The organism is Aeromonas eucrenophila (assembly GCF_000819865.1).
Lineage (GTDB): Bacteria > Pseudomonadota > Gammaproteobacteria > Enterobacterales > Aeromonadaceae > Aeromonas > Aeromonas eucrenophila.
The window spans coordinates 14,153-32,041 of sequence record NZ_CDDF01000019.1; the positions used below are offsets into that span (position 1 = coordinate 14,153).

The following is a 17,889-nucleotide window of genomic DNA, read 5'->3' on the forward strand; positions in this document are numbered from 1 at the left end:
TATTTCCGTCTAGATGTCATTTTGTGTCCTATCCGCTCAGCGACGCTGCTCAGACGGTTTCCGTCTTGATCGTGTTTTTCTGTCCCATCTGCTCGGCGACCATGTCGGCACGCCAGATGCTGTTGATGACGTGGACCAGGGCCTGGGCCGAGGACTCGATGATGTCGGTGGCCAGCCCCATGCCGTGGAACTTGCGGCCCTTGTACTCGGCGACGATATCGACCTGGCCGAGGGCGTTCTTGCCTTCCCCCTTGCCCTTGAGCTCGTACTTGTCGATGCGGATCTCATAGCCGGTGATGCGGTTGATGCACTGGTAGACCGCATCCACCGGGCCGTTGCCGGTGGCGGCTTCGCTGATGGTCTCCTGGCCTACCTTCAGCTTCACCGAGGCGGTGGCGAGCACGGAGCTGCCGCTCTGCACCCCGAGGTACTCCAGCTTGAAGTGCTCCGGCTCTTCGTGGATCTGGCTGAAGAAGGCGAGCGCCTCGAGATCGTAATCGAACACCTGGCCCTTCTTGTCCGCCAGGGTCAGGAACTTGCCGTAGAGATCGTCCAGGTCGTAGCTGCTCTCGGTGTAGCCCATGGATTCCATGCGGTGCTTGATCACGTGGCGGCCGGAGCGGGAGGTCATGTTGAGGCTGTTCTGGGTGAGGCCGATGCTCTCGGGGGTGATGATCTCGTAGGTATTCTTGGCCTTGAGCACGCCATCCTGGTGGATGCCGGAGCTGTGGGAGAAGGCGTTGGCGCCGACGATGGCCTTGTTCGGCTGCACCGGCATGTTGCAGATCTGGCTGACGAGGGTGCTGGTGCGATGGATCTCGCTGTGGCGGATGTTGGTGTGAACCCCCAGCAAGTCGGCGCGGGTTTTGAGGATCATCGCCACCTCTTCCAGGGAGCAGTTGCCCGCCCGTTCGCCGATGCCGTTGATGGTGCACTCGATCTGGCGGGCCCCCATCTGCACGGCGCCGATGGAGTTCGCCACCGACAGGCCGAGATCGTCGTGACAGTGTACCGAGATGATGGCCTGATCGATGTTCGGCACCCGGTTGAACAGGGTCTGGATGATGCCGGAGAACTCGGTCGGTACCGTGTAGCCCACGGTGTCCGGGATGTTGATGGTGCGGGCGCCGGCCCGGATGGCGGCTTCCACCATGCGGCACAGGTTATCGATGGGGGTGCGGCCCGCGTCCTCGCAGGAGAACTCCACATCGTCCGTGTAGCGGCGGGCATGCTTGATGGCGCTGATCCCCATCTCCAATACGTCCTCGAAGCTCTTCTTGAGCTTGCTCTCGACGTGGATGGAGGAGGTGGAGATAAAGGTATGGATACGGAAGGCTTCTGCGACTTTCAAGGCCTCGCCGGCGGCATCGATGTCTTTGGGCAGGGCGCGGGCCAGGGCGCAGACCCGGCTGTTCTTGATGTGACGGGCTATGGTCTGCACCGAGAGGAAATCACCGGGGGAGGAGACCGGGAAGCCCACTTCCATGATGTCGACACCGAGTCGCTCCAGCGCCTGGGCGACCTGCAGCTTCTCCTTGACCGTCAGGCTGGCCGACAGCGCCTGCTCACCATCACGCAAGGTGGTATCGAATATGATGACGCGATCTGACATGTGACTTCCCTCTTCCTAAGTTCGGTGCGTGCACCCGCGCGGCATAAAAAAACCCGTGCGGGGTGCACGGGTTTTTGTAAATTCCGGCTATGCCTTAGCCCGGCTACAAGGATCCCGCGCGACGAGTCACGATTAGGGAAAGCAGTAGTAGCGGAGCGGCAAAATGCATGATGACTCAATCCTTCCAGTCGATAACGCTTCTACCAATATCGAGATTCTTATGCTGTGTCAACTCGAACGGGCAGGTTCATTACACTGTTTTATTTAATCGGATTGTAAAGGAGTGCAAATTTCCTTGTCCCATATTCGGTTCATGCCTGATTATCCGGTCATTCCTGCTGTACTCGATCATCCGCACAATCAGATCGACTTATCAGCACTTGCTGAATTATCTGAGGTATCCCATGGAAAAACGCAGACCAGGCCGTCCGGTCGGACGTTCCGACATTCGTGACAAGCTGCTTGCCGCCGCACGCGAACGTTTTCTGAACACTCCCTACAGCAAGGTGACGACCCGCGAGATCGCCGAGCTGGCCGGCTCCAATCTGGCGATGATCCACTACTACTTCGGTAGCAAAGAGGGCCTCTACAAGGCCGTGCTCGGGGATGTCGCCGAGCCGCTGGATCAGGCCTGGCAGGATGAGACCAGCAACCGCAGCCTCACCGACCTGCTCAATACCTACTATCAGGTGATGGCACCGAACAGTGAGCTGACCTCCGCCATCTCCAGTGCATTGTCGACCGAGAAGAGCCCGGGACGGGATTTCGTGCTGAACCGCCTGCTTGAGCGCCAGCTGCCCCAGTTCGATGCCCTGCTCGAATCCATGAAGTCCAACGGCCAGTTGGGCGACAACCTGGATCCCGAGATGCTGAAGATCTCCTTCCTCAGCATGATGTGGCAGCCGTTCGTGATGAAGGATCTCTACGAGCAGGTATTCGGCCTGACCGTAGACGAGAGTTTCATGAGCCGTCTGGCGGCCCACAACTGCCAGCTGATGGAAAACGGGCTGCGCGGCGCCCTGAACTGAGTTCCGCCACCTGAAAGAATCAAAAAAAGGGCCGTTCGGCCCTTTTTTCATCGTGCTTTTCACAAATCTGTTATCTGCCCTTCAACGAACTGTCACTCCGCCGCCCTAGTCTGCACAGAGATCTCGGGGAAGGAGGGGTTATGAACAAGATCCAGCAATGGGACCTGCAGGTGTGCCGTGTCTGTCTGCTCCATCCCTACAATCGTTCGCAAGCCAGAGTCAGCCGGCTCATCTCCCGCACCGGTGACGGTCCGCTCTACGCCGTGCTGGCGGCCCTGCTCTGGTGGCAGGGGGAGGCGCAGCGTGACGTGGTGCTGGTGGCCCTGCTGGCGTTTGCCCTCGAACTGCCGCTCTATCTGCTGCTCAAGAATGCCCTGAAGCGCCAGCGTCCGGTGGGCCTGCCGGTCTTCATCACCCCCTCCGATCGCTACAGCCTGCCGTCCGGCCACACCGCGGCGGCATTTTTGATGGCGACCGTGCTGGCGGCCAGCTTCCCGCTCTGGGCGCCGCTGCTGTTTGCCTGGGCCGCACTGGTGGGGGCATCCCGCCTGCTGCTCGGGGTGCACTACCTGAGCGATCTGGTGGCCGGCGCTCTGCTCGGCGGTGGCTGCGCCCTCTGGGCACTGAGCTGGAGCCAGGCATGAAGATACTGTTCGGGGTTCAGGGCACCGGCAACGGTCATATCAGTCGCAGCAGGACTCTGGCGCGGGCCTTGAAGGCCAGGGGGATCGAGGTTGACTACCTGTTCAGCGGCCGCCCCGCCGAGAGCTACTTCGAGATGGGGGTGTTTGGGGATTATCGCACCTTCCCCGGTATCAGCTTCGTCAGCCATGAGGGCAGCATCTCGGGCTGGCGCACCCTCAAGGGGCTGGCGCCAATCCGCTTCTGGCGGGACATGCGGGCCCTGGATTGCCGCGACTACGACCTGGTGATCAGCGATTTCGAGCCTCTCAGTGCCCATGCCGCCCGGCGCTGGCAAAAACCCAGCCTCACCATCAGCCATCAGGCCAGCTTCGACTGGTCCATCCCGCGCTGGGGGGAGAGCGGCTTCAGCCGGCAGTTGATGCACCATTTTGCCCCGGTCCGGCAATCCTTGGGGCTGCACTGGTTTCACTTCGGTCAGCCGCTGCTGCCCCCCATCATAGATCCCATCGCACTCGCCCCGGACAACCAGCAGGTGCTGGTCTATCTGCCGTTCGAGCAGACCGAGCAGATAGCGGCCCTGTTGTCGCGCTTCAGCCAGCAGCATTTCGTCTGCTTCCATCCCGCCATTCGCACCCCCAGCCAGTGGCGCAACATCCACTTCGAGCCCCTGGCGCGGGAAGGGTTCAAGCAGGTGCTGGCCGGTTGCCGGGGGGTCATCACCAATGCGGGTTTCGAGCTGGCCTCGGAGGCGCTCTCCCTTGGCAAGAAACTGCTGGTCAAACCCCTTGGCGGCCAGTTCGAGCAGCTGACCAACGGCAAGACCCTGGAGCTGATGGGCTTGGCCCAGCTGATGGAGGTGCTCGATGCCAATGCGGTGCGCGGCTGGCTTGAGGCGGCGGCCCCCGGCGCCATTCGCTATCCGGATGTGGCGGGCGAGTTGGCGGATTGGCTGGCCGCCGGGGCAGAAGAGGGTATTGAGCACTTGTCTCGCCGGCTGTGGGCCAGGACCCTCTTCCCGGAGGAGGTGTGTGATCGGCTCAGCGAGCTGGCCGAAAACCCGGCATTGACCCGCCCCTGGTTATCGCAACTCAGTGCCTTTGACTAAACTGAGATGACCCCACCCAAGGAGAGGACGGACAGCATGCGCTTTACCAATGAGAACGGCGATACCATGACCCTGGCGGACAATCTGACGCTCCATGAATTACTGGACATGGGCGTCAGCATCTCGGTCTGCGAGGAGACGGATCCGGATCAGCAGATCTGGCTGGTGGAGCCGGAACAGGACCAGTGAGTCACCGGATAGTTGACGGGCCCACCCAAGCGGTGGGCCATTTTTTTCCGTTAAACCTCAATTTTTCAGCATGATCCGCTGCTTTACTCCTCCTCCTCTTCGCTTTCTTTCCTGCCCTCTGGCCAAGTCACTGAATGTTAATAGCTGTTTGAAATTTATGACTGTTCAAGCCAGACAAAGCCGTGGACAAGCGTTCACAAGCGGGTTAAGTTGGTTTTTCACCCGATTTTCGGGTGAATGATGGAAAAAATCACTTTTTCTACTATCGACCGCTCCGTACTCGCCTGGTCTGTATTCAGACAACAACAAGACACGGACTGGCGTTGCCGGGAAGCAGCGGACTGTCGATAGCTTTCGCTTAACGGAGCAAAGCCTGGAGGGCTTTATCATGGAGATGTTATCAGGCGCCCAGATGGTGGTTAGAGCGCTGGAAGATCAGGGAGTGGAGCACGTGTTCGGCTACCCTGGTGGCTCAGTGCTCGACATCTATGACGCTCTCTTCGAAAACGGCAAGATGGAGCATGTCCTGGTGCGGCACGAGCAAGCCGCGGTGCACATGGCGGACGGTTACGCCCGCTCTACTGGCAAGGTGGGCACTGTGCTGGTCACCTCGGGCCCCGGCGCCACCAACTGCATCACCGGCATCGCCACCGCCTACATGGACTCGATCCCCCTGGTGATCCTGTCCGGTCAGGTGCCGACCAGCATGATCGGGGAGGATGCGTTCCAGGAGACCGACATGATCGGTATCTCCCGCCCGGTGGTGAAGCACAGCTTCCTGTGCAAGAAGGCCAGCGAGATCCCCGACGCCATCAAGAAGGCTTACTACATTGCTGCCAGCGGCCGCCCGGGGCCGGTGGTGGTGGACTTGCCCAAGGATGTACAGAACCCGAAGGAGAAGTTCCCCTATCAGTATCCCGAGTCTGTCTCGCTGCGTTCCTACAACCCGACCAAGGCCGGCCACAAGGGCCAGATCAAGCGCGCCGCCAAGCTGCTGACCGAGGCGAGCCGCCCGGTGATGTACGTGGGCGGTGGTGCCATCAACGCCAACGCGGATCAGCTGGTGACCCAGCTGGCGGAGCTGTTGAACCTGCCGGTGACCACCACCCTCATGGGGCTTGGCGCCTTCTCCGGCACCCACCCGCAGTTTATCGGCATGCTCGGCATGCACGGCACCTTCGAAGCGAACAAGACCATGCACAACGCGGATCTGATCTTCGCCGTGGGTGCCCGCTTCGATGACCGCGTCACCAACAACGTGGCCAAGTTCTGTCCCAACGCGACCATAGTCCACATCGACATCGATCCCACCTCCATCTCCAAGACGGTGCAGGCCCATGTGCCCATCGTCGGCTCGGTGGAAACCGTGCTGGAGCAGATGCTGGAGGTGATCCGCGAATGTGGCTTTGCCAACGACAAGCAGGCCTTGTCGGAGTGGTGGGAGCAGATCGCCCAGTGGCGTTCCCGCAACTGCCTGGCCTACGAGACCTCGCCCACCCTGATCAAGCCGCAGCAGGTCATTGAGGCGCTCTACAAGGTGACCAAGGGGGAGGCTTTCGTCGCCTCGGACGTGGGCCAGCACCAGATGTTTGCCGCGCTCTACTATCCGTTCGCCAAGCCGCGCCAGTGGATCAACTCGGGTGGCCTCGGCACCATGGGCTTCGGCATTCCGGCCGCCATGGGGGCCCAGTTCGCCAACCCGGATGCGGTGGTGTGCTGCGTGACCGGCGACGGTTCGGTGCAGATGAACATCCAGGAGCTCTCCACCTGCCTGCAGTACGGGGTGCCCATCAAGATCATCTCCATCAACAACCGTGCCCTCGGCATGGTCAAGCAGTGGCAGAAGATGTTCTACGGCGGCCGTCACAGCCACTCCTACATGGAGTCCCTGCCGGACTTCGTCAAGCTGGCGGAGGCCTATGGCCACGTCGGCATCGCGGTGAGCGATCCGGCGGAGCTCGAGAGCGCCATGGAGAAGGCCTTCGCCATGAAGGATCGGTTGGTGTTCATGGACATCTCGGTCGATCCGGACGAGCACGTCTATCCGATGCAGATCAAGTTTGGTGCCATGGATGAGATGTGGCTGAGCAAGACGGAGAGAACCTGATGAGACATATTATTTCCGTTCTGTTGGAAAACGAATCTGGTGCCCTGAGCCGTGTGGTGGGCCTCTTCTCCCAGCGCGGCTACAACATCGAGACCCTGACGGTGGCCCCCACCGAGGATCCGACCCTGTCGCGCATGACCATCGTCACCATGGGTGATGAGCGAGTGCTGGAGCAGATCCAGAAGCAATTGCACAAGCTGGTGGACGTGCTCAAGGTGTGTGACTTGAGCGAGGGTGAGCACATCGAGCGGGAGATCGCTCTGGTCAAGGCGCGTGCCGCCGGTGGCGCTCGCGACGAGCTGAAACGACTGGCAGATATCTTCCGTGGTCAGATCGTCGACGTGACTCCCGAGCAGTACACGGTGCAGCTGGTGGGGACGAGCGAGAAGCTCGACGCCTTCATCAAGACCGCCGCCCAGACCAACGAGATCATCGAGGTGGTGCGCTCCGGCGTCTGCGGGATCTCCCGCGCCGACAAGGCGCTGCGTCCCTGACTCGCCTTGCCGTCAATGGGTTATCCACAAAGGGCTCCTCGGAGCCCTTTTGTTATCTCGTAGGGGGGCGCGCCTCAAGCTGTCTGCGGGATTTGCAGACAAGGGGCTGTGTTCCTGTGACCCATACTGTCGGTCAGTGGGTTATCCACAAGGGGCTCCTCGGAGCCCTTTTTCATGGGCGAGCGCCGGGGCAGGGGAAGGGATGAGTCTGTCATTTTCTTTCAAATGATCGGTAAACTATCCACAAAAGCTGTGGAAAAGTCTGTAGATTAGCGGTGTGTCTGGCGTTAGTTGGCTGATCTTAAAGGAATATTTTGATTTGATCCTGGCTGGATCGCAATTGTGCAATTCATAGAGAGGTGGTGAGTGTTTGCTTATCGCCTAAGCCTTGCCAGACGAGCCCCAGCGCCGGGCGGGTGGATCCGCTCAGGATCCTGATTTGATCTTGCGGATCAACATCTCGCCGCCATAAAAAAACCCGCCGGAAGGCGGGTTTTTGATATGTCAGGGCTAAGGTCGATTACTCGGCCTGAGCTGCCTGAATACCGGTCAGGGCGATGGTGTAGACGATGTCGTCCACCAGGGCGCCACGGGACAGGTCGTTGACCGGCTTGCGCATGCCTTGCAGCATGGGGCCGATGGAGACCAGCTCTGCGGAGCGCTGTACCGCCTTGTAGGTGGTGTTGCCGGTGTTCAAGTCCGGGAACACGAACACGGTCGCCTTGCCGGCTACCGGAGAGTTCGGTGCCTTGGACTTGGCCACGTTCTCCATGATGGCCGCATCGTACTGCAGCGGGCCGTCGATGATGAGGTCGGGACGCTTGGCCTTGGCCAGCTCGGTCGCCTCACGCACCTTCTCTACATCCGCGCCGGCGCCAGAGGTACCGGTGGAGTAGGAGATCATGGCCACGCGCGGCTCGATGCCGAAGGCTGCAGCGGAGTCGGCGGACTGGATGGCGATCTCGGCCAGCTGTTCGGCGCTCGGGTCCGGGTTGATGGCGCAGTCGCCATACACCAGTACCTGATCCGGCAGCAGCATGAAGAAGATGGAGGAGATCAGGGAAGAGCCCGGCGCAGTCTTGATGATCTGCATCGGCGGACGGATGGTGTTGGCGGTGGTGTGCACGGCGCCGGAGACCAGGCCATCAACTTCACCACGTTCCAGCATCATGGTGCCCAGCACCACGTTGTCTTCCAGCTGTTCGCGGGCGACCACTTCGGTCATGCCCTTGCTCTTGCGCAGCTCGACCAGACGCGGCACATAGCGCTCGCGTACTTCCAGCGGATCGATGATCTCGACGCGATCGGTCAGCACCACACCCTGTTGTTCGGCGACGCGGCGGATCTCTTCCGGGTTGCCCAGCAGCACCGGACGGGCGATGCCACGCTCGGCACAGATGGCGGCAGCCTTGATGGTGCGCGGCTCTTCCCCTTCCGGCAGCACGACGCGCTTGTTGGCTTGGCGGGCCAGCTCGGTCAGCTGATAACGGAAGGCGGGCGGGCTCAGGCGACGGGAGCGGGTGGACTTGGCAGAGAGAGACTCGATCCAGTGCTTGTCGATGTGGCCAGCCACATAGTCCTGCACCAGCTCGATACGCTCGCGGTCATCTTCCGGGATGTCGACGTTGAAGTTCTGCAGGCTGACGGCGGTCTGCCAGGTGTTGGTGCCGGTGATCATGATCGGCAGGCCGGTGGCCATGGCCTGTTGGCACAGGGCGATGACTTGCGGCTCCGGATGATAGTTGCCGGTCAGCAACAGGGCGCCCAGCTTGACGCCGTTCATGGCGGACAGGCAGGCGGAGACGATGACGTCTGAACGATCGCCGGAGGTCACCAGCAGGCTGCCCGGACGGAAGTGCTCGATCATGTTGTGGATGGAGCGGGCACAGAAGGTCACGGTCTGCAGACGGCGGCTGTCGAGCTCACCCTTGTGCAGGATCTTGGCGGCCAGGTGCTTGGCGAGATCCTTGGCACGGGGGGCGATCAGCTGGGTGTTCCAGGGAATGCAGCCCAGGATGCGCAGCGGGCTCTTGCCGAACACTTGCAGCACTTCCAGGTTATGGGCGGTGTCGGAGGTGTGGTGATGAGCCTCGAACATCTCGGTCAAGTCAGGGCGGGTCACGCCGTGCTCGTCAACCGGTGCACCGACCTTGTTGATCACGCAACCGACGATACGCGGGTTGCTGACACCACCGAAGTTGGAGCAGGCCAGCTCGATGCGCTCTTTGAGCTTCTGGCTGGAGTCGTTGCCCGGATGGGTCACGAACACCATGTCGGCGTCCAGCGCCTTGGCGACATCGTAGTTCAGCTTGTTGGCAAACGGCTGCTTGTCGGTCGGGACCAGACCTTCGATCACCAGCACCTCGGCACCGCTGGCCTTCACGTGCTCTTCGAAGCGAGCCACGATCTCTTCCAGCAGGATATCGGTGTTGCTGGAGGTGATCATGTTCTCGGCGTAGGAGAGGGTGAACGGCTCGGGCGGGTTGATGTTGGCGGCGGCGCGGATCACGGCGGTGGAGCGCTCGGCACCGGTTTCACCCGGACGCGGCTGAGCAACCGGTTTGAAGAAGCTGACATTGACACCGTGACGCTCCATGGCGCGAACGACGCCAAGACTCACGGAAGTTACGCCGACACCAGTGCCGACCGGGATGAGCATAATAGTGCGTGCCACTTATTACCCCTTGTTCATTTTTTGGGATCAGGAAAAGGCCGCCCTGGGGCGGCCTTGCTCTACAGCTAAATTATGCGCCGACCAGTTCCAGCGCGTCGTGGGCGATGACCCACTCTTCGTTGGTCGGGATAACCAGGGCTTTGGTGGAGCCAGCCTTGGTGATCTCGCCACCCTTGCCGAAGCGTGCCTTCAGGTTCGCGTCGTGGTCGACGTCGAAGCCCAGCAGGCCCAGCTTGTTCAGGGTGATCTCACGGATCGGGGCGGAGTTCTCGCCGATGCCACCGGTGAAGACCACGGCATCCAGACGACCGTCCATGGCGGCGGCGTAGGCGCCGATGTACTTGGCCAGACGGTAGCAGTACACGTCCATGGCACGCTTGGCTTCTTCCTTGCTGTCGTAGTTGTCTTCGACGAAACGGCAATCGGAAGTGACTTCGGTCAGACCCTGCAGGCCGGATTCCTTGGTCAGCATGGTGTTGATCTCGGCAACGCTCATGCCCAGCTTGTCGTGCAGGAAGAAGATGATGGCCGGATCCAGATCACCGGAACGGGTACCCATCACCAGGCCTTCCAGCGGGGTCAGACCCATGGAGGTGTCGACGGACTGGCCGTTCTTGATGGCGCAGACGGAGCCGCCGTTGCCCAAGTGGCAGTTGATGATGTTCAGCTCGGACACCGGCTTGTTCAGCTGCTTGGCGGCTTCCAGGCTGATGTAGTAGTGGCTGGTGCCGTGGGCGCCGTAGCGACGGATGCCGTTCTCTTTGTAGAGCTTGTACGGCAGGGCGTACAGGAAGGCTTCTTCCGGCATGGTCTGGTGGAAAGCGGTATCGAACACGGCCACGTTCTTCTCGGCCAGCTCCGGGAACACCTTCAGCGCGGCACGGATACCGATCAGGTGAGCCGGGTTGTGCAGCGGCGCGTAAGGGATGGCGGCTTCGATACCAGCGATCACGTCCTTGCAGATGCGCACGGAGGAGGTGAATTGCTCGCCGCCGTGTACTACGCGATGGCCGATGGCGATCAGGTTCTTGGACAGTTCAGGGTTGAGCGGCAGGATCTTGTGGACGATGAAGTCCAGCGCTTCCTGGTGAGCGGCACCGGCACCCAGATCGGCGCTGCCTTTCTCACCATTGAGCTTCCACTTGATGCGGGCGTCGTCGAGGTTGAAGCACTCGGCCAGGCCGGACAGCAGATCATCACCGGTGGTTGCGTCAATGACAGCAAACTTCAGGGACGAGCTGCCACAGTTAAGAACAAGAACCAGCTTACTCATGAATAAATCCTATCGCAGATTGGGTTGGGTTGGAGGATGCGCCGGACGCGGAGCGTCCAAAAACTATCAACTTATCCTTATGAGGGTTGGCAATCTGTTGCTTGCCCCTTGTATAGTGATACAAGACCCGAAATCCAGACGTCCCTGACTGGCCAACGGCAGGCCGTTGGCGTAAAAATTAGGCGCTCAAAGGATAACCTGATTGTTGAAAAATAACAAAGTCATCCTCAACCTTTGTTATTGAACCTCAAATATTGTCGAGGTTTTGCCGTTAATACGTTCAAAAAGAGCTCGGAGGTAGTATGAGCATGAACATTTTTGGAACTAAATTACAGCAAGGCCGTCATTATATGACTCTTTGGCCGCGCCGTCCCGAGCTTAATTCCATGTTCCCGGAGAATCGGGTGATCAGGGCCACCGAGTTTGCCCTCAAGATCATTCCGGCCCTCGCCGTGCTCAGCGTCATGCTGCAATTCCAGTTCGGCGAACAGCATTACTGGCCTTCGGTCATGGCCTCAGTGCTGTTTCTGCTCAGCCTGCCGCTGCAAGGCTACTACTGGCTAGGTCAGCGTGCCGATACCCGGTTGCCTCCCTCTCTCGCTAGCTGGTATAGGGAGATCAACGGCAAGATGAACGAGCAGGGGGGGCACCGCCAGCTCGTATCCCGGCCCCGTTATGAGGAGCTGGCCGATACCCTCAACGCCGCCTTCAAGCAGCTGGACAAATCCTTCCTCTACGAATGACACCGCAGATGCTGCAACAAGGCGCCCGAGGGCGCCTTTTTCATCTGTATTTTCAGGCTGCCAGCACCTTGCTGATCTCCTGAATGGAGAGCTTGTACTGACGGGGGCACTGACGCCAGGCCGCCAGCATGCGCTGGTATTTGTCGCGCATGGCGATGTCGCTGGAGAGCTCGTCGCAAGGGCAGGGCAGCTCGGGGAAGCGCTTGTCCACCTCCAGCAGGAAGCAGACATAATCCGCCAGCTCCCGCTCCTGGCTGCGGCTGTAACCGTTGAAGGTCAGCCGGCTGGCGTTGACCTCGGCCTGGGCGGTGGCGTCGAGATTGCCCCAGGAGATGGCCAGCGCATGGTGCAGCTCCAGGGTGTCCAGCACTTCCTGGCAGGTGGCGAGATCCAGGTGGCCGAAACTCTTCTCCAGCTCGAGGATCTGCAAGCAGTAGCCACGCTCGACTATGGTGCTGGCCCGCTGGTAAAACGGTGCCTTCTCCGGATTGAGTTTGGCCAGGATCTCGTACTGATTGCTCAGGATCAGGCGTTCGGTGTGGCTCATGTTCATGGGCTTTCTCACTGGAAAATGAATCTGGGATAACGTTAACCCATATTCAAGATGAATTTTTTGATCTGAGCGGGGAGGTTGGCGAGAAAAGCAGGGGGGAGCAGGTACAGATGCGCGCCAGGGGGTCTGATGAAGCGCATCAGCGAAGAGGGCCTGCAACGGCAGGCCCTCTTCGTATCGGGAGAAGAATAAGCGGGCGCTTATTGCCCCTTGATCAGGTCGAGCACCACCTGATGGTGATCGCTGGTCTTGAACTTGTCGAAGCGATGGCTGATCTTGCCCTCCTCGTCGATGAGGAAGCTCAGCCGATGGATGCCGTCGTACTCCTTGCCCATGAACTTCTTCGGGCCCCAGACGCCGAACGCATCGGCCACCGCGTGATCCTCATCCGCCAGCAGGCGGAAATTCAGGTTGTCGCGCTCCTCGAACTTTTTCAGGCGCTTGGCCGGATCCGGGCTGATGCCGAGCACCACCACATTGAGGGCGGCCAGCTCGGCGTTGACGTCACGCAGACCACAGGCCTGGGTGGTGCACCCAGGGGTCATCGCCTTGGGGTAGAAATAGACGAGCACCTTCTTGCCGCGCAGGGAGACCAGGCTGACTTGGTTGCCATCCTGATCGGAGAGGGAAAAATCGGGGGCCTGAGTGCCAACTGATAAGGGTTGCATAGGATCTCCTGAGCCGTCAGGCGTACTTGTGATTGACGAGAAAGTCGAAGGATTCGGCGCCCAGTTCACGACAGAAATCGGCGAAAGCCGTCTTCGACTCACCGGCTTCACCCTGCTTGGAGAGGTTCAGCTGAAAGCTCGCCTTGAGCAGGTTGAACGGTTGCTGTTCCAGGGTAATGGTCTGCATGGCCTGGATGTCCCAACCATGATCACTGAAGAACTGGGTGCACTGGCTGACGATGCCGGGCTGGTCCCGGATCAGTACATCGGCGCTGGCGCTGATGTCATATTGCAGTGAGTGGTGGCGCTCGGTGCGCTTCATCATGGTGATGAGATCCCACTCCTGGCTGCGCAGGGGCAGGCTGATTTCGAGTTGCATCAGGCTGTTCCAGTCACCGGACAGCAGCATGATGAAGGTGAATTCATTACCAAAAATACCAAGACGGCTGTCGACTATGTTGCAACCGCAGCCACTGACGTGGCGGGTAACCTCATTGACGATGCCAGGCCTATCCGTGCCGATGGCCGTTACGACCAGGTAGTGAGTCATAAATGTCTCTCGTCCATTAGTGCGAATGCGATGACTGCGAGCGCTATTTATGGGCATGGCCGCCAAGCGTTGGCGCATGTCCTGCTCTCGTGCAGCATTTTTAGGGCGGATGGTATCACGGCTTGTCCCTTGCCTCCCTTGTTTTTCAAAGGGGGCAGCTTTACCATAACGCCCCTGAAAATCGGGAGAAAAATCCATGTTACGCGGTAGTATTGTTGCGCTCGTTACCCCCATGCTGGCCTCGGGTGACATCGATTGGACCAGCTTGGCAGCCCTGGTCGATTATCATGTCGACGCCGGTACTAGTGCCATCGTCGCGGTGGGCACCACGGGCGAGTCGGTCACCCTGACCGAGCAGGAACATATCGCCGTGGTGGAAAAAACCGTCGAGTTCACCGCCGGCCGCATTCCGGTCATCGCCGGTTGTGGCTCCAACAGCACAGCTCACGCCATCGAACTCTCCAGGCGTTTCGCCAACATGGGCGTAGTCGCGGGTCTCTCGGTCACCCCCTATTACAACAAACCGACCCAGGAAGGCCTCTATCGTCACTATTGTGCGATCGCCGAGGCTAGTGGTCTGCCCCAAATTCTCTATAATGTGCCCGGTCGCACCTGCTGCGATCTCAAACCCGAGACGGTGGCCCGGTTGGCCAAGGTACCGGGCATCATAGGTCTGAAAGAGGCCACCGGCGATCTGAGCCGAACCCCGTTGCTGCGCGAGCTGTGCGGGTCGGATTTTGCGCTTTATAGTGGCGATGATGCCAGTGGATGTGATTTTATGCTGCAAGGGGGCGATGGAGTCATCTCGGTCACCACCAATATTGCAGCGGCCCAAATGGCCGACATGTGTCGTGCTGCGCTGACTGGCGATGCCGGGCGGGCGTATGATATCAACAATCGATTGATGCCGTTGCATCAGACTCTGTTCTGCGAACCGAGTCCCATCCCGGTGAAGTGGGCTTGCGCCCGACTGGGATTGATGGCGACGGCGACCTTGCGTCTGCCGCTGACCGACCTCACCCCAGAGGGAGAACAGGCGATGGCGCGAGCACTGACGACTGCGGAGTTGATGGCGAGTGTTTAAAGCAAATGGAAAGGGAAATGCAGTGCGCCTGGTGCTGAGTGTCGCGACCGTTGCCGTGTTGGCAGCCTGTAGCTCACCCCAGGATCGCAAGATGGCCAACCGTGGCTTCGAGTATGAAGAGAGCCGCCTCGAAGGTCGCGCCTTCCTCGTACCCGCCGGGTTGAGTACCCCCGCCTTTAACAGCAGTTTCGACATTCCGGCCCTGCCCGAGAGCAGCCGCGAGGGCGCCCTGGGTGCCAAGGTCGACGTGCGTCCACCCGCCCAGTTGCTGACCGTGGTACCGGGCAGCCAGGTGGTGACCAAGGCCAGCGAGCCAACCCTGGCCTTCTATGCCCTGAGCACCAGTCAGAGCGTGGAGCGCGATACCTGGGCCTTCCTGATGAACTTCCTGGCTCAGCACAAGGTGACCACCGAGAAGCTGGATCAGCAGGCCGGCGTGCTGCAGACCGGCTGGTTCGACAACACGGTCGCACTCGATGGCTGGGGTGAAGAAGACGAAGACTTCAAGATCCGTCAGCGCTATCAATTCACCCTGAGCAACGATGCCCAGCGCCACGCCGTCAACATGTCGGTGCGGGTGCTGGAACACGAAGAGACCTACGACGGCGAGACCAGCACGGCGCTGACCGCCGCCGATGCCCAGCGCTACGCGACCCGGGCCCTGAACCAGTTCTCCCTCTACTACGACAAGCAGCTCAAGGCGCGCGAACAGCACAAGTCCAGCGATGGCATGGGCATGGAGCTGGGTCTGGACAACAACGAGCTGAGCGCCTGGATAGCCGACGGTTCCTTCGAGCAGGTGTGGCGCCGTCTCAACCAGGTGCTGCCGGGTTATGGCTTCACCATCAAGGATACCCAGCAGTCCCTGGGCTGGATCGACGTCGAGTATGACGATCCGGGCACTGACTTCTGGAAGGCGAAGGGCGCCGAACCGTTCAAGCTGGAGGAAGAGGCATACCGCTTCCAGCTCGGCGAGATGGCGGGAGGCAAGACCTCCATCACCCTGTTCGACAAGGACAAGAAGCCGGTCGCCTCCGGGATCATCTCCCAGATGTACATCAGCCTGTCCGAGGCATTTGCCAAGGGGCAGGCCGATCAGGCAGCAGCAAAAGCAGAATAGAAACAGGGGCCTAGTGCCCCTGTTTTGTTTTATGAATTCCCATACAAACAGGGAGCCTAGTGCACTGCGTTGTTAGATGAATTTCCCTCCCAAAGAGGGGTTGAGTGCTCTCGTGTAGTGATGTAAACCCCACAAGCAGGGGCCGAAGCCCCTGTTTTATTAGTCCCACAACAGGAAGTGTTATTAACCATGAGTCTTGCAGATCAAGTATTGGCGGTGAATGACGATTTGCCGATCCGTACCGATAAACCTGTCCATTCCGGCAAAGTGCGCAGCGTCTACTGGTTGACCCAGGCGGACAGTGCCCGGCTCATCAGAGAGAAAGGCTATGACGTACCGGCCGATGCACCGCTCGCCATCATGGTGATCAGCGATCGCATCTCGGCTTTCGACTGCATCTGGCAGGGCGTGGACGGATTGAACGGCGTGCCGGGCAAGGGCGCCGCACTCAATGCCATCTCCAGCCACTGGTTCAAGCTGTTCAAGGAGAAGGGCCTGGCCGACAGTCACATCCTGGACATCCCGCACCCCTTCGTCTGGATAGTGCAGAAGGCCCGTCCCGTGATGATCGAGGCCATCGCCCGCCAATACATCACCGGCTCCATGTGGCGTGCCTACAAGGACGGCGAGCGCGACTTCTGCGGCATCCGTCTGCCAGAAGGGCTTAAGAAGGATCAGAAGCTGCCCGAGATCCTCATCACCCCGTCCACCAAGGGCGTGCTCAAGGGGCTGGAAGGGATACCGGAGGCCGACGACGTCAACATCTCCCGTGCCGACATCGAGCGCCACTGTCAGAGCTTCAACTTCAGCACACCGGCCGACATCGATCGCTACGAGGTGCTGCTCAAGGAGGGCTTCAACGTGATCAGCGATGCTTTGGCTGCGCTGGATCAGATCTTCGTCGACACCAAGTTCGAGTTCGGTTATGTCAAGGACGCTGCCGGCAACGAGAAGCTCATCTACATGGATGAAGTCGGCACTCCCGACAGCTCCCGCATCTGGGATGGCCAAGCCCTGCGCGATGGCGAGATCATCGAGAAGTCGAAAGAGGGCTTCCGCCAGTGGCTGCTGAACCACTTCCCGGATCCGGACATTCTGCTCAACAAGCATCGCATGCCTGAGCGCTTCACCTTGGCCCGCGACAACAAGCTGCCCACCGAGGTGATGATGGACATCTCCAACACCTACGTGGGGATCGCCGAGAAGATCATCGGTCAGCCGCTGGTGCGCAGTGCCAATCCGAAGCAGGAGATCATCGAGGTCTTGCGCACTCAGTACGGTCTCGTCGACTGAGGCTTGCCGCCTTTTTTTGCTGCCGAAAAACAAACGTTTGCCGGTGATGAAAGGCTGGCAGCACCATAGCGGTGACAAACGAACGGGCCCCATTGCGGGGCCCGTTTTTATTGGGATATTCGCTGGTTTGAGCAGGCGTTAACCATTGACCCTGAACACCTGACCGCTCTGTACTCCCAGCACCGACTTCTTGTAGGCCTGGGCCACCCGGGCGGCGGGCACGGGCACGAAGCCCGGGAAGAAGTCGGCGTACTTGTCCATGGACTCTGTCAGCACTGTGGGGCTTATCACGTTGATGCGCAAGCCTCTTGGCAACTCGCAGGCGGCGGCGCGCACGAAGTGTTCGATGGCACCGTTGATGGTGCTGGCGCTGACACCCCAGTTGATGGGCTCCTCGCTCAGGATGCCGCTGATCAGGGTGATGGAGCCCTTGTCGTTGAGGTGCGGTATGGCGGCACGGGTCAGCCTGATCTGGCCCATCAGCTTGCTCTCGAGCCCTGTCTGCCATTGCTCGTCCGTCATCTCGGGGAAGGGGGCGAAGGCGACGTTGCCACTGGCGACCACCAGGGCATCGAACTGGCCTATGCCCTCAAACAGGGCGGCGATGGAGGCGCCGTCCGTCATGTCGACCAGGGCATCCCCCTGACGATGGCCGACCCGGATCAGCTGGTGATCCTCGGCGAGCAGTTCCGTGACGGCGGATCCGACGGTGCCGGAGGCACCCACAATTACGATTTTCATCTTGGTCACT

17 protein-coding genes are annotated in these 17,889 nt (G+C 60.0%); 10 read left to right on the plus strand and 7 right to left on the minus strand.

The genetic code is table 11. The features are described 5' to 3' along the window. Positions 1–49 precede the first annotated feature (49 nt). The gene (gene leuA / locus BN1124_RS19655; RefSeq protein WP_042644738.1) at positions 50–1,612 is read right to left on the minus strand and encodes a 2-isopropylmalate synthase; all 1,563 of its coding nucleotides are present in this window, start codon (positions 1,610–1,612) and stop codon (positions 50–52) included. A 404-nt stretch (positions 1,613–2,016) separates the two neighbouring features. Between leuA and BN1124_RS19660 the strand changes: the two genes are divergently transcribed. The 6 genes from BN1124_RS19660 (at position 2,017) to ilvN (ending at position 7,180) form a co-directional block, all read left to right on the plus strand. Continuing rightward, on the plus strand, positions 2,017–2,640 hold the full coding sequence (locus BN1124_RS19660; RefSeq protein WP_042644740.1) for a TetR/AcrR family transcriptional regulator: 624 nt from the start codon (positions 2,017–2,019) through the stop codon (positions 2,638–2,640). 140 nt (positions 2,641–2,780) lie between these two features. Continuing rightward, positions 2,781–3,284, plus strand: a complete 504-nt coding sequence (locus BN1124_RS19665) for a phosphatase PAP2 family protein (protein WP_042644742.1) — start codon at positions 2,781–2,783, stop codon at positions 3,282–3,284. Then, entirely contained in the window at positions 3,281–4,390 is a 1,110-nt protein-coding gene (locus BN1124_RS19670) for an MJ1255/VC2487 family glycosyltransferase (protein ID WP_042644744.1), read from the plus strand. The genes BN1124_RS19665 and BN1124_RS19670 overlap by 4 nt, the downstream gene beginning before the upstream one ends. Before the next feature lie 36 nt (positions 4,391–4,426). Next, positions 4,427–4,579 carry a hypothetical protein gene (locus BN1124_RS21470; protein ID WP_156128454.1) on the plus strand — a complete coding sequence of 51 codons (153 nt, stop codon included), beginning with the start codon at positions 4,427–4,429 and terminating at the stop codon, positions 4,577–4,579. Positions 4,580–4,967: 388 nt separating this feature from the next. Then, positions 4,968–6,686 (plus strand): acetolactate synthase 3 large subunit, encoded by a 1,719-nt coding sequence (locus tag BN1124_RS19675; protein WP_042644746.1) that lies wholly within the window; start codon positions 4,968–4,970, stop codon positions 6,684–6,686. Then, positions 6,686–7,180 (plus strand): acetolactate synthase small subunit, encoded by a 495-nt coding sequence (gene ilvN, locus BN1124_RS19680; protein WP_005311605.1) that lies wholly within the window; start codon positions 6,686–6,688, stop codon positions 7,178–7,180. Before BN1124_RS19675 ends, ilvN begins: the two co-directional genes overlap by 1 nt. 520 nt (positions 7,181–7,700) lie before the next feature. On the opposite strand, the gene pta is transcribed toward ilvN, so the two are convergent. Both pta and BN1124_RS19690 read right to left on the minus strand, forming a co-directional pair. Then, a complete protein-coding gene (gene pta, locus BN1124_RS19685) occupies positions 7,701–9,854 on the minus strand; it encodes a phosphate acetyltransferase (protein ID WP_042644750.1) in 2,154 nt (717 codons plus the stop codon). A gap of 70 nt (positions 9,855–9,924) precedes the next feature. After that, on the minus strand, positions 9,925–11,127 hold the full coding sequence (locus tag BN1124_RS19690) for an acetate kinase (protein ID WP_042644752.1): 1,203 nt from the start codon (positions 11,125–11,127) through the stop codon (positions 9,925–9,927). 302 nt (positions 11,128–11,429) lie between these two features. On the opposite strand from BN1124_RS19690, the gene yfbV reads away from it, so the two are divergent. Further along, positions 11,430–11,870 carry a terminus macrodomain insulation protein YfbV gene (gene yfbV, locus BN1124_RS19695; RefSeq protein ID WP_042644754.1) on the plus strand — a complete coding sequence of 147 codons (441 nt, stop codon included), beginning with the start codon at positions 11,430–11,432 and terminating at the stop codon, positions 11,868–11,870. A gap of 52 nt (positions 11,871–11,922) precedes the next feature. Here the strand turns inward: yfbV and BN1124_RS19700 are convergent, their stop codons facing one another. The 3 genes from BN1124_RS19700 to BN1124_RS19710 form a co-directional block, all read right to left on the minus strand. Further along, positions 11,923–12,423 carry a YfbU family protein gene (locus tag BN1124_RS19700; protein WP_042644756.1) on the minus strand — a complete coding sequence of 167 codons (501 nt, stop codon included), beginning with the start codon at positions 12,421–12,423 and terminating at the stop codon, positions 11,923–11,925. Between the two features lie 200 nt (positions 12,424–12,623). After that, on the minus strand, positions 12,624–13,091 hold the full coding sequence (bcp, locus tag BN1124_RS19705; protein WP_042644758.1) for a thioredoxin-dependent thiol peroxidase: 468 nt from the start codon (positions 13,089–13,091) through the stop codon (positions 12,624–12,626). A gap of 16 nt (positions 13,092–13,107) precedes the next feature. Then, positions 13,108–13,641 (minus strand): glycine cleavage system transcriptional repressor, encoded by a 534-nt coding sequence (locus BN1124_RS19710; RefSeq protein WP_042644760.1) that lies wholly within the window; start codon positions 13,639–13,641, stop codon positions 13,108–13,110. Between the two features lie 196 nt (positions 13,642–13,837). Between BN1124_RS19710 and dapA the strand changes: the two genes are divergently transcribed. From dapA to BN1124_RS19725, 3 genes are all read left to right on the plus strand, one after another. Beyond that, positions 13,838–14,725, plus strand: coding sequence for a 4-hydroxy-tetrahydrodipicolinate synthase (dapA, locus tag BN1124_RS19715; protein WP_042644762.1), 888 nt, complete (start codon positions 13,838–13,840; stop codon positions 14,723–14,725). Then, complete coding sequence (gene bamC, locus BN1124_RS19720; protein ID WP_156128455.1) at positions 14,718–15,845, plus strand: outer membrane protein assembly factor BamC; 1,128 nt, start codon at positions 14,718–14,720, stop codon at positions 15,843–15,845. The genes dapA and bamC overlap by 8 nt, the downstream gene beginning before the upstream one ends. A gap of 189 nt (positions 15,846–16,034) precedes the next feature. After that, on the plus strand, positions 16,035–17,138 hold the full coding sequence (locus tag BN1124_RS19725) for a phosphoribosylaminoimidazolesuccinocarboxamide synthase (protein WP_042644764.1): 1,104 nt from the start codon (positions 16,035–16,037) through the stop codon (positions 17,136–17,138). A gap of 138 nt (positions 17,139–17,276) precedes the next feature. Here BN1124_RS19725 and BN1124_RS19730 read toward each other — a convergent pair whose 3' ends face one another. After that, complete coding sequence (locus tag BN1124_RS19730) at positions 17,277–17,879, minus strand: short chain dehydrogenase (RefSeq protein WP_042644765.1); 603 nt, start codon at positions 17,877–17,879, stop codon at positions 17,277–17,279. Between the last annotated feature and the right edge of the window lie 10 nt (positions 17,880–17,889).

Excerpts from the sequence above, each read along its gene's own strand:
- leuA (WP_042644738.1), bottom strand. The coding sequence starts at position 1,612 with ATGTCAGATCGCGTCATCATATTCGATACCACCTTGCGTGATGGTGAG.
- BN1124_RS19660 (WP_042644740.1), top strand. The coding sequence starts at position 2,017 with ATGGAAAAACGCAGACCAGGCCGTCCGGTCGGACGTTCCGACATTCGT.
- BN1124_RS19665 (WP_042644742.1), top strand. The coding sequence starts at position 2,781 with ATGAACAAGATCCAGCAATGGGACCTGCAGGTGTGCCGTGTCTGTCTG.
- BN1124_RS19670 (WP_042644744.1), top strand. The coding sequence starts at position 3,281 with ATGAAGATACTGTTCGGGGTTCAGGGCACCGGCAACGGTCATATCAGT.
- BN1124_RS21470 (WP_156128454.1), top strand. The coding sequence starts at position 4,427 with ATGCGCTTTACCAATGAGAACGGCGATACCATGACCCTGGCGGACAAT.
- BN1124_RS19675 (WP_042644746.1), top strand. The coding sequence starts at position 4,968 with ATGGAGATGTTATCAGGCGCCCAGATGGTGGTTAGAGCGCTGGAAGAT.
- ilvN (WP_005311605.1), top strand. The coding sequence starts at position 6,686 with ATGAGACATATTATTTCCGTTCTGTTGGAAAACGAATCTGGTGCCCTG.
- BN1124_RS19690 (WP_042644752.1), bottom strand. The coding sequence starts at position 11,127 with ATGAGTAAGCTGGTTCTTGTTCTTAACTGTGGCAGCTCGTCCCTGAAG.
- yfbV (WP_042644754.1), top strand. The coding sequence starts at position 11,430 with ATGAGCATGAACATTTTTGGAACTAAATTACAGCAAGGCCGTCATTAT.
- BN1124_RS19700 (WP_042644756.1), bottom strand. The coding sequence starts at position 12,423 with ATGAACATGAGCCACACCGAACGCCTGATCCTGAGCAATCAGTACGAG.
- bcp (WP_042644758.1), bottom strand. The coding sequence starts at position 13,091 with ATGCAACCCTTATCAGTTGGCACTCAGGCCCCCGATTTTTCCCTCTCC.
- BN1124_RS19710 (WP_042644760.1), bottom strand. The coding sequence starts at position 13,641 with ATGACTCACTACCTGGTCGTAACGGCCATCGGCACGGATAGGCCTGGC.
- dapA (WP_042644762.1), top strand. The coding sequence starts at position 13,838 with ATGTTACGCGGTAGTATTGTTGCGCTCGTTACCCCCATGCTGGCCTCG.
- BN1124_RS19725 (WP_042644764.1), top strand. The coding sequence starts at position 16,035 with ATGAGTCTTGCAGATCAAGTATTGGCGGTGAATGACGATTTGCCGATC.
- BN1124_RS19730 (WP_042644765.1), bottom strand. The coding sequence starts at position 17,879 with ATGAAAATCGTAATTGTGGGTGCCTCCGGCACCGTCGGATCCGCCGTC.